Source organism: Grimontia indica, assembly GCF_000333895.2.
Lineage (GTDB): Bacteria > Pseudomonadota > Gammaproteobacteria > Enterobacterales > Vibrionaceae > Enterovibrio > Enterovibrio indicus.
In genome coordinates, this window is record NZ_ANFM02000033.1 from 91,104 (window position 1) to 102,109 (window position 11,006).

Here is an 11,006-nt window from a genome sequence, read left to right on the forward strand (position 1 = left end):
TGCGGTTAGAACTTACCGTAGTAGCCTTCTTTCAGGGCGTCGTAGAGGTTAGCTGCGGTGTGTTCTTCACCGTCATACTCAATCTTCTCGTTGCCTTTGGCTTCAAAGGTGGTGCCATCTTCCAGCGTGAATACGTAAGTGGTGTTTTCCAGATCTTCTTCTTTAACCAGAACACCCTGGAACACTTCTGGGTTGAAGCGGAAGGTGGTACAACCTTTCAGACCCTTGTCATACGCATCCATGTAAATGTCTTTAAAGCTTTCAAACGGGAAGTCAGTCGGTACGTTTGCTGTCTTCGAGATTGACGAGTCAATCCAACGCTGCGCAGCAGCCTGAACTTCAACGTGCTGGCTTGGTGTAATGTCATCGGCAGTGATGAAGTACTCAGGCAGTTGCTCGTCTTCTTTCGTGCTGTATGGCATTGCTTTCTGGTTGATCAGTTCGCGGTATGCCAACAGCTCAAAGCTGAACACATCGACGCTTTCTTTCGATTTCTTACCTGGCTTAATCACGTTACGGGTGTAGTGGTGAGCAAAGCTTGGTTCGATACCGTTACTTGCGTTGTTTGCCAGTGACAGAGAGATGGTACCTGTTGGTGCGATAGAGCTGTGGTGGGTGAAACGACCACCGTTCGCCGCCAGTTTCTCAATCAGGTCTGGACGTACTTCGCCAATTTGCTGCATATAACGGCTGTATTTCGCGTGCAGGACTTTACCTTTCACTTTGTCGCCCACTTTGATGCCGTCTTTCGCCATTTCAGGGCGCAGACGCATCATCTTAGGAGTAACGTCGAATTCTTTGTCCATCACTGGTGCTGCGCCTTTCTCTGCAGCAAGCTCGATCGCTTGTTCCCAACCGGTGATCGCCATTTCCTGAGAAACTTGCTCAGTGAAAGCGATAGATGCTGCGCTGCCATATTTGTGGCGAAGCATCGTCAGGGTAGAACCCAAGCCAAGGAAGCCCATGCCGTGGCGGCGTTTGGTTTCGATTTCTTCACGTTGCTTCTCAAGCGGCAGTTGGTTGATCTCAACCACGTTGTCCAGCATACGGGTGAAGATAGCTACGACTTTACGGTACATGTCCCAGTCGAAGTAGGCATTTTCAGTGAATGGGTCGCGAACGAACTTGGTCAGGTTCACTGAACCCAGCAGACACGCGCCGTAAGGAGGCAGCGGCTGTTCACCACATGGGTTGGTTGCACGAATGTCTTCGCAGAACCAGTTGTTGTTCATTTGATTAACTTTGTCGATCAGGATAAAGCCTGGTTCCGCGTAGTCGTAAGTTGACGACATGATCACGTTCCACAGGTTACGCGCCGGCATAGTGCGGTAGATTTTGCACGCTACGCGGCCTTTATCATCTTCAACCAGACCATCTTTGCTCGGCCAATCTGCCCATACGATGCTTTCATCGTTCTGCAGATCGGTACCGTCTTGACGCGCTTCTTTCGCGGTCACAGGGAAGATCAGTTGCCATTCGCCATCGTTTTTAACGGCTTCGATAAACTCTTCAGTGATCAACAGAGACAGGTTGAACTGACGTAGACGGCCATCTTCACGCTTCGCACGGATGAACTCCATCACATCTGGATGACGGATATCCATGGTGCCCATTTGTGCACCGCGACGACCACCTGCTGAAGAAACGGTGAAGCACATCTTGTCGTAGATATCCATGAACGACAGTGGGCCGGAGGTGTAGGCACCGGCGCCAGAAACAAACGCACCGCGTGGACGCAGGGTAGAGAAGTCGTAGCCGATACCACAGCCCGCTTTCAGGGTCAGGCCAGCTTCGTGCACTTTACCCAGGATGTCGTCCATTGAATCTTCAATGGTGCCACTCACAGTACAGTTGATGGTTGAGGTCGCAGGTTTGTGCTCGAAAGCGCCAGCGTTAGAAGTAATGCGGCCTGCTGGGATAGCACCGTGACGAAGTGCCCACAGAAATTCGTTGTACCATTTTTCGCGTACTGATTTTTCTTCGAGATCGGCAAGTGCACGAGCAACACGCTTGAAAGTGTCATCCAGTGTCGCGTCGATTGCGTCACCGTGTTTGCTTTTCAGGCGGTATTTGCTGTCCCAAATTTCCATCGACGTATCTTGGTAAGGAATAGCGAGTACGCCAGTGGATTCGATATCAGAAGCTGACTTGGTTTTAGCCATTATGAATTGCACCTCGAAAGTAATGCCGTCTTGTTGAGCGAAGCTTGGCCAGAAACACTATATTGTGCCCCTGATCGACAAGGGCGCAGATCAAACCACTATATCCTGTGATCTTCAAGTCTTGACAAACACTCTTTTCGGCAGAAATTTCACTTCTCCTTACAGGATAGTGTGTTGTGCATCTAAAGCCTCTCAATGTGAGAGGTGTTATGCTTGCAAAGGCGCATTTTTGCTCGAAGTGATCAAATCAGAAACACTCAGTTGGAAAGGTGAAAAAAACCGTTGCGTTGAGCGTGAGCCTCTCTATAATTCCGTCCCGTAGCCAGAGACACTCTCTGATACTCAAAGGCGCGTTGGCAGAGTGGCTATGCAGCGGATTGCAAATCCGTGGACCTCGGTTCGACTCCGGGACGCGCCTCCATTTTTTCCTCCCTCCGATTTTCCTTGTTCCCACTTCCGGCTTTACCAAAAGCGCTACTTTCTGATCGCTGTTGCTTTACCGCGCGTAACTCTCTTAAATCACAACAAGAGGGAAGACCAATGTCGAATGCAGAAGCCATCATTGTTAGCTGTGGAGATACCAGCAAATACCTCATTGGTACCAGCGCAGGTCGCGGCACAGTGACATATCAGCGGAGCAAGGACGGGGATTTGATGTTTTTCGAATGCCTAAACACAGCAAAAGAGGCCCTTACACAGCAGGGTTTTACATCAGCGACATTGGTGATGGACAATCCCTACGACGAAATGATTGGTGAAGAAGCCAGTGAAACCAGTAGTCACGTGATTTCGCTTTAGGTCTGGTTAAACTTCAGCATCGCCCCACATCACACAATCTTTGAAAGTGATGGTTACAAATTGTAAGTAGCCATCACCTTGTCACATTTCTTTTCTAGCGTATGCGCCAATCTTGATGTGCGTCTACTATCTGTAATTATCAGTAAAGATTGTTGCCCGGACGTTGCATTTGTAAATACAATGTTCGGCTTGCGCGGAAAATGGTGATCGCCACGCGCAATGTCAAATCAGCCTTGAGGGTTGTTTCTGTATCCTAGATTTGAGGACTGGCGTTAATGAACCTGTTTATGTTGGATGTCGATGGGACGTTGATCGACAGCTACGACTTTGATTCCGATTGTTTTCGCTCTGCTGTAGAGGAAGTAGTAGGAATTGAACTAACCGATGATTGGGGAGCGTTTACCAACGTGACTGACGTCGGCATTTTGGAAGAACTGATCGAACAACAGGGTATGCGTCAAGACAGAATGCGTATCCTTCGTGAAGTGAAAGCGCTGTTCCTGCAAAAACTGAGAGAATATATTTCTTCAAACAAAAATGACCTTGTTGCCACACCAGGCGCGATCGAGTTTGTGAATGACATGAAGTCACACCCAAATGTGGTGTTGGCTATCGCAACGGGTGGTTGGCAAGAGTCTGCCAAGATGAAGCTGAGCGCGGCGGGTTTTGATATCACAGGCGTGAGCTTTGCGTCTTGTTCCGATGCAATGACGCGGAGTGAAATTATGGCGCTGGCTGCTTTCCGTGCTAAGCAAGACACGGGTGCCGTATTCTCTCGCCGCGTATACTTCGGTGATGGGGAGTGGGACAAAATGGCAACCAGCACGCTGGGCTATGAATTTGTCGCCGTGGGCACAAAAGTTCAGCATCACACCCGAATTCCGAACTTCGTTCATTATGATGCGATCTTCGGCAAATTGGGTCTTAGTGATATGCTAAATGCTAAAACTGCGTAGTCATCAGGAAAAACAAAAACAGCGCCAATTGGCGCTGTTTTTCGTTCTAGCAAGTCAGTAATCAGGCATTAGCGGCTTTCGAATCAGACGATGAGCTAACCACATTTTTCAGCGCTTCAAAGTAGATGTTGGTTTCTTCCGCAACAACATGGCGGAGCAGGATCAAGCCAATAAGGTTTGGTACCGCCATCAGTCCATTCACGATGTCGGCAATCAGCCAAATCATATCCAGTTTGATAAACGCACCGGACAAAATCAGCGCCACGAAAACAATCTTATACGTCAACACCGCACGTTGACCAAACAAGTACACCACACAGCGTTCGCCGTAATAGTTCCAACCAAGAATCGTGGTGAAGGCAAAGAACATCAGGCCAATAGCAACAATCATAGGACCAAAACCTTCGTTCAAGCCAAGTGAGAAGGCCTCTGTGGTCATGCGTGCGCCTTCAATATCCATCGACCAAACACCTGTCAGTACCAGTGCCAAACCTGTCATTGAACAGATGACGATGGTATCCAAGAACGTACCAACCATAGAGATCAAACCCTGGCGTACACATGAATTGGTTTGCGCAGAGGCGGCTGCCATTGGCGCACTTCCCAAGCCTGATTCGTTTGAAAACACACCACGGGCGACACCTGCCTGAATGGCAATCATGATAGAGGCACCTACGAAACCGCCAGTTGCTGCCTGACCGGTAAACGCAGACTCCACAATCAGGCTAATCGCAGAAGGAATAGCACCTGCATTGTTCACCAGAATGCCGCCACAAGCGGTGACGTAAACCACCGTCATTGTCGGAATGATTTTGCTCGCGAGACCTGCAATGGATTTGATACCACCGATGGTCACTGCGGCAACCAGCACAGTGAGCACAATCGCGGTGATTTCATGTGGAATATTGAACGCAATATGGCTGGCATCCACAATGGCATTTACCTGTGGGAAAGTACCGATGCCAAAGCAAGCCACACCAATGGTGAAGAAGGCAAACAGACGCGCCAGCCACTTTTGGCCTGCACCTTTTTCCAAGTAGAGCATGGGTCCACCCAGCATGTTGCCTTGGGCGTCTTTCTCGCGGTATTTCACGGCAAGCAGGCACTCTGCATATTTTGTTGCCATGCCGAAAAGAGCCGCCATCCACATCCAGAACAGAGCACCCGGACCACCCAGTTTCAAGGCGGTGGCAACACCAACAATATTACCAGTTCCAATGGTGGCAGAAAGGGCAGTACAAAGCGCAGCAAAGCTAGAGACATCACCTTTACCAGTGACACCTTCTTCTTTCTTGAACACGTAAGATAGCGCTAAGGGCAATTTAGAAAACTGGATCGCGCCAAGACGGAAAGTGAAATAGATACCTGTGCCGACAAGTAGCAGCAGAAGTGGTGGACCCCAGACGAGGTTATCGATGATTTGCAGAAAGTCGTAAAGCGAATGGTTCATTTATCCCCCTTTAGATTAAAAGGAGGAGAGTAGCCGCAGAAAAATAGCAGTATATATGCCCAAATGACCGGAAAATGTTCACTGAATCGTGTATCTCCAGGGTATTTGGTTATAACGAAAATTAATGCGGTTATCTCCTCTGTCCTTTTGCCTGAGAGTTTCACTCGAATCCATCAATTAAGTTGGGCGAGCTTGCTCCTTCGGCGGGTAAGTCTGGCTTACCTCTCTCCAGAGTTCCCTCCCGCTACTGTCCTTACTCAAACACCAAAGTCAGTGTTAATGAGTGCCTGAAAGATTTACTTCTTCGGCGGATGGCCAATGCCATCTCTCTCCAGCAGCGTTCACCGGGTCTTCAAATTTTCGTTGGTATCATAGATCACAAAAATGTGAATGCAATTGAAAATAGACTGTTTGGTAAAGAATTAGCCAAAGCCACCTAAAAAGATAAATATACGTTAATGAAACGTTTCTTTGTTGGGGTGCAAAAAGGAGATGTCGAACAAACCTTGAACAATTGTCCGGTCGGATAAGTGAGCATTGGTCTATCTTAGTTCTGAGACAAGATCTGGCTCAAGAAAGTCCCTGAGAGGCCGATATAACTTCATCTGAACTGTAATTAAATCTGTCAATGACCACGTTTAACGAAATCCTTGGTACCAAGTCGGGTGATCCCGAATCCACTGTGAAACAGCGCTACAAGTTGCTGTCTGTTCGCGTGCACCCAGATAAAGGTGGTTCCAAGGCGTTGATGCACCTCGTTCGCCATTCCTACGACAACATTGTCAAAGGGAAAGGGGAACATCCTCTTGCGATTCCAGCGGTCTCCTTTGCAACCGGCGGTAATACCGCGGCATTAGAACGAGAGCTGTCAGCGGTTAAAAAAGAACGAGACGAGTTGTCTGCGTTGAACCAGTTACTCAAGGTGCAGCTTAATCAAGCGCGCAAAGGAAGCACCAATACATCGAACAGTACTGATTATTCCCGCAAGATCGCTCAACTTGAAGGGGAAATGGTGCTGCTCAAAGAAGAGCGAAATCGCCTTCAAAGCCAGAAAGATGCAGCCATTGTAGAGCAGGGTAAGCTGGCTGGTGAGCTTCGGCGCGCCTTGTCAGAAAACGAAATGCTGGAAACTGAACTTGAGCGTAATGCCGGCGTGAAAATGCCGGGTGCCGTTCAATGGGCACAAAAGTTTTGGTTGCCTGCAATGGCGATGTCTTCACTGGTAGCAGTGTTGTTTCTCGGAGCAACAATGGTGAACTGGTCGGCAATGACCGTGTGGTTTGATAGTGAAGAGCCAGAAGTGACTCCACCTAAGGTCACAGTCGTGCATGCCAAACCAAAGAGTCCCATTGCGGCTGATAATGAGCCTGCCACCGAAGACAACACACCCGTGATGTCAGAGGCGCTGCGCAAGCCGTTTCTTCAACTGACAAATAAAACAGGGGTTTGGTCGCTGGCGTCATACACCGAGACAGAACGGCCGTATATTGCTATTCGCAGTGACAACGGCTCTTACATAGTGAATGACTGCAGTGGTGAGTTCAGGCTTTACCTCAACGAGCCATTTAAACCGTTGCGAGTAGCAGCGAACCTGATCTATTTGCACCAAAATCAGCATTTCCACGTATATAAGATTCCATATGGACAAGGGTCATCAGCGGAGAGCTGGCTGCAAAGCAGAAAGCTTCAGATAAACGACGAGCTCTTTACCAGTGAGGCATTTCGGGACAGTCGCAGCGCCTTGTTGGAAAAATGTCGCTCTTAATTACGCAGAGTTTGACTTTTAGTTATAACCTTATGAATAACTAGAGGAAATAATTAATCGATATGGCCGAGGACAACTTTCTCATCAATGTGTACAAACCAGAGCGGCAGGATTTTCCCTCTGGTGTGTTAGCCCGTCAGCGCCTTGTTGTCAGCGACAATGTGGGCATACAAGACATGGTGACGGGTATTGGGATTCCTGCATGGGCTGATGGTCACGAGCCGGCAAAAAACGACGCGCACGTGGTTTCAACCCTGATGCACTCAGGTTGTCGATTGATTGGCAAAGCGCAAGTAGATGATTTTGGCACCAGTATTAGCGGTCTCAACCCTTTCCTCGCAAACCTTAAAAATCCCGTCTCTCCGGAAGCCCGATTAGGTGGTTCATCATCAGGCGCTGCTATCGCTGTAGCCAAAGGCAAAGCGACGATTGGTATCGGTAATGACTGTTGTGGCGGAGTGTTGATTCCGGCTTCCTATTGTGGCTTGTATGGCTATCGTCCGTCGCAAGGTATGGTTGACCTTCGTGGGATCACTCCGTTTTCACCGTCATTCGATGCAGTGGGTTTTATGACAAGGCATCTTCCCACGCTGGAACAGGTTGCCGAGAAGTGTTGGACGAAACCTCCTAGGGCGGGCAGGCTCAAGAACATTGTTAACGCGTCTTCTTTATTCCATGAGCTACTTTCTATCGAAGCGCTGCTAGAGTGGGAAGAAAAGTTATCCAAATCGAAAATCTTCCGAAATGACATGCCAAATCTCAGCAAGTTAACCCTGACACAGGCACACAATATCCACTCGGTTATTCTGGGCAGGGAAATTGATTTGCAGTATGGCCAGTGGCTGGATGTGCATAAACCTAAGTTCTCGGAAGAGACGGAAGAACACTTAAAGCAAATTCGAGGTAAAAGCTTTAAAGATTTCGTCGAGACCAAGAAGAAGCGTGAATTTTTCAGTGACAGTCTGCAGGGTTTCTTTGGCTCGGGAGAGGTACTGATGATTCCTACATCTCCCGGTCAGGCACCCACTGAAATGTTTATGGACGAAACATTCCTTATCAACCAACGCCGCTTATATGCTATTGCTGAAGTGGCTGGCTTGGCCCAGCTGACGTTGCCTCTTTTGATGGTGGATGGTACGCCGATGGGTGTGTCTCTTCTTGCTCATCCTGGCGAAGATAGACTGGTGTTTGAAGCTGCCGCTCGTTGGTATCAATAAACGACTTCCTGCGTTTAAATCTCTTTGATTTCTGCCACATTTTTTCTGTGACACTTTCGTTTTGGATTGAGTTGTCAACAGCCAGTCTCATTTTGTCTCACTGTTTTGACCGACATGTAACACGGTGATGTGCAAATGGTTTATTCGTCATCTAACGAACTATTTTTACCGAACTCCGACCACTCCTTTCGACCTCTCCTTTAGACATCAGGTCAAGAAAAATTTATTTTTTCTTCAAATTGCTGGTAAGTTACTTATATTAAAGGGAAAATTAGCTATTAGCTCATAGTGAACCTATCAACAGAATCTGTGGATAACTAGGTGAATTAGTTGGGCGGCAAAAAATATAAAGTTATGATTTTAATGATATAAAAATCCCCTCGTGGTCGATTTGTGAATGACTGTTTGGCTGTGAATGAGGTTTGTTACAGTCTTATTAAACCCAAAGATGAAAATTGTTTTAAAACTGACCGATATTCTTTCGCATTCGGGTGAAGATAGAACGAAAAACCAGACTGGGTTACCCAGTCTGGTTTGCTGCCATTAAAGAGACTCGATAAGGTCATCGACCCCATTCCTATTGGCATCTTGTCCGCCAAGTGCATCCCGCGCATCCAGCCTTCCGTCCCGATAGGTATCAAAACCTGCGAAATTGGTGCTGTCGATATCGAAGTTTGTACTATTGTTGCCGGGGTTAAGGCTCTCTAAATCGATGAAGTCTGCAATGCCATCATTATCGCTGTCCGGCAGGCTTGCGACAGTGGCGCCAGGATCGAAGTTATCCACCTTAAAGTTGTTGTCTACATCTTCAAAGCCAGCTTCAACGACGTCTGGAATGGCATCGTTATCACTGTCCAAATCTAAGTCATTGGGAATACCATCATTGTCCGAGTCAGCGACAAACTGCGCTCCGGGTAAGGGAGAGAGTAGGAAGCGACTGATTTCAACGGCACCGCTGTAGAAGCTGGAATCTACGTAAAAGTCAGGGGTTTCCCCTTCAAATACGTGGGTGCGCAACAGTTCGTTGTTTCGGAAATACGCAATGACACGATCGGCTACCTGAATGGAAAGGGTATCCCCAATCGCAATACCGCCAAATGAGCCTTTTGAAGCGCCACTCTCATAGATGTAGAGCGTGCTTCCAACGATGTAAAACGCATAATCGATATCTTGATAGCTGGCGGAAGTTTCATCTCTACCCAAACCTATCATGTTGTATGTGCCAAGACTGTCGACCAGAAAACTTAGCTGATAGTGCGAGCGGAAGCCGTATTCAGAGAAACGTTTAGAGTTTGCCTGAGACTGCCAATAGCCGCCGTTGCCAATCAAGGTTCCTTGGCTAAGGTTCGCATTGCCAGTAAGCACAGGCCAATCCGTTACGCTGGCATTGATGTTTGATTCCAGATTGTTGGCGATACCGTCGTTGTCCCTATCCATATCACGATTATTCCCGATACCATCCCCATCGGTGTCTGTGGTTTCAGAGGCATCCGTTGGGAAGGCATCGCTGTTGTCACCCATACCGTCTCCATCCGAATCCGTGGTTTCATTCGGATCGAACGGGAAGGCATCGTAGATATCTAACGTGCCGTCGTTATCGTCGTCATCGTCGTTCGGGTTGGAGAGTCCATCGCCGTCGGCATCTTCTGCACGATCGTCCACACCGTTGCCGTTAACGTCATTGCCGCCTTGTTCATCATTGCTGTCGAGTTTGCCGTCGCCGTTGGTATCAAAGGCGGCAAAGTCGTAGCCATGCATGTCGTAAGCGGCGCCGTCATTGGCGGCGTTGTGGCTTTCCAAATCCAGATAATCAGGAATACCGTCGCCGTCAGAGTCTGGGGCAGGGTTCACTGAGCCCTGAAGGTTGATAGCGTCAACTTGAAGGTTTCCATCAGCATCAACCAGACCCGCTTCAATCACATCCGGGATGGTGTCGTTATCGGAGTCCAAATCGAGATCGTTGGTTATTCCATCGTTATCTGCATCCGTAGAAGCGCCTGAGCCTGAGAGTGGCGTAAGTTCAATGCCAGACAGCTGAATTGCCCCGCTGTAGAAGCTGGTATCGACATAGAAATCCGGTGTTGAACCGCTGTAATTGACACTACGTACCAGCGAGCCATTGCGGTAATAGGCAAGGGTGCCGTTGTTCACTTCCAGCGCCAGATCATCACCTGCGGCGACCGTACCAAAGCTGCCAACATACGCGCCGCTTTCGTAGATGTAGAGCGTCGTGCCAGCGATATAGAAGGCATAATCAATATCGGTGTAGCTTGCCGAGCTTTCAGCGTTGCCAAGCCCGAACATGTTGTAGGTGCCAAGAGCATCAACATGGAAATTCAGACGATAGTTATCCGTGAAACCATAACTGGAGAACCGCGCTGAGTTCGCTTGATAACTCCAGCTTCCGCCGTTGGCAGACAGAACACCGTTAGAGAAGCTGGCTCCGTAAAGCACAGGCCAGTCAACGATATCTGCCTGAGTGCGGGATTCCAGCTCATCGGAAAGACCATCATTGTCTTTGTCGATATCGCTGTTGTCACCCACACCATCACCGTCAGAGTCTGTGGTTTCAGAGGCATCGTCCGGGAAGGCATCGGCATTATCGCCCACGCCGTCACCGTCAGTGTCTGTGGTCTCCGATGCATCTTGTGGGAATGC

General features: G+C 48.5%; 7 protein-coding genes, 1 tRNA gene and 1 riboswitch. Of the genes, 5 read left to right on the plus strand and 3 right to left on the minus strand.

Annotated features, from left to right (window positions below; translation table 11 throughout):
- Positions 1 to 5: 5 nt before the first annotated feature.
- Complete coding sequence (locus tag D515_RS18170; RefSeq protein ID WP_002540573.1) at positions 6 to 2,162, minus strand: adenosylcobalamin-dependent ribonucleoside-diphosphate reductase; 2,157 nt, start codon at positions 2,160 to 2,162, stop codon at positions 6 to 8.
- Between the two features lie 347 nt (positions 2,163 to 2,509).
- Here D515_RS18170 and D515_RS18175 point away from each other — a divergent pair.
- The 3 genes from D515_RS18175 (at position 2,510) to D515_RS18185 (ending at position 3,916) form a co-directional block, all read left to right on the plus strand.
- Positions 2,510 to 2,583 (plus strand) — tRNA-Cys (locus tag D515_RS18175).
- Positions 2,584 to 2,702: 119 nt separating this feature from the next.
- A complete protein-coding gene (locus D515_RS18180) occupies positions 2,703 to 2,960 on the plus strand; it encodes a DUF6482 family protein (protein WP_002540574.1) in 258 nt (85 codons plus the stop codon).
- A 275-nt stretch (positions 2,961 to 3,235) separates the two neighbouring features.
- Positions 3,236 to 3,916: an HAD family hydrolase gene (locus tag D515_RS18185; RefSeq protein WP_002540575.1), complete on the plus strand. Its 681-nt coding sequence runs from the start codon at positions 3,236 to 3,238 to the stop codon at positions 3,914 to 3,916.
- Between the two features lie 61 nt (positions 3,917 to 3,977).
- On the opposite strand, the gene D515_RS18190 is transcribed toward D515_RS18185, so the two are convergent.
- Entirely contained in the window at positions 3,978 to 5,366 is a 1,389-nt protein-coding gene (locus D515_RS18190) for an alanine/glycine:cation symporter family protein (protein ID WP_002540577.1), read from the minus strand.
- A gap of 129 nt (positions 5,367 to 5,495) precedes the next feature.
- Positions 5,496 to 5,608: riboswitch (glycine riboswitch) on the minus strand.
- Between the two features lie 386 nt (positions 5,609 to 5,994).
- Here D515_RS18190 and D515_RS18195 point away from each other — a divergent pair.
- Together D515_RS18195 and D515_RS18200 are read left to right on the plus strand one after the other, a co-directional pair.
- Complete coding sequence (locus D515_RS18195) at positions 5,995 to 7,131, plus strand: hypothetical protein (protein ID WP_002540580.1); 1,137 nt, start codon at positions 5,995 to 5,997, stop codon at positions 7,129 to 7,131.
- A 62-nt stretch (positions 7,132 to 7,193) separates the two neighbouring features.
- Positions 7,194 to 8,348, plus strand: coding sequence for an amidase family protein (locus tag D515_RS18200; RefSeq protein ID WP_002540581.1), 1,155 nt, complete (start codon positions 7,194 to 7,196; stop codon positions 8,346 to 8,348).
- 543 nt (positions 8,349 to 8,891) lie between these two features.
- On the opposite strand, the gene D515_RS25890 is transcribed toward D515_RS18200, so the two are convergent.
- The coding region (locus D515_RS25890) for a hypothetical protein (RefSeq protein ID WP_039850286.1) at positions 8,892 to 11,006 on the minus strand (2,115 nt) is incomplete at its 5' end.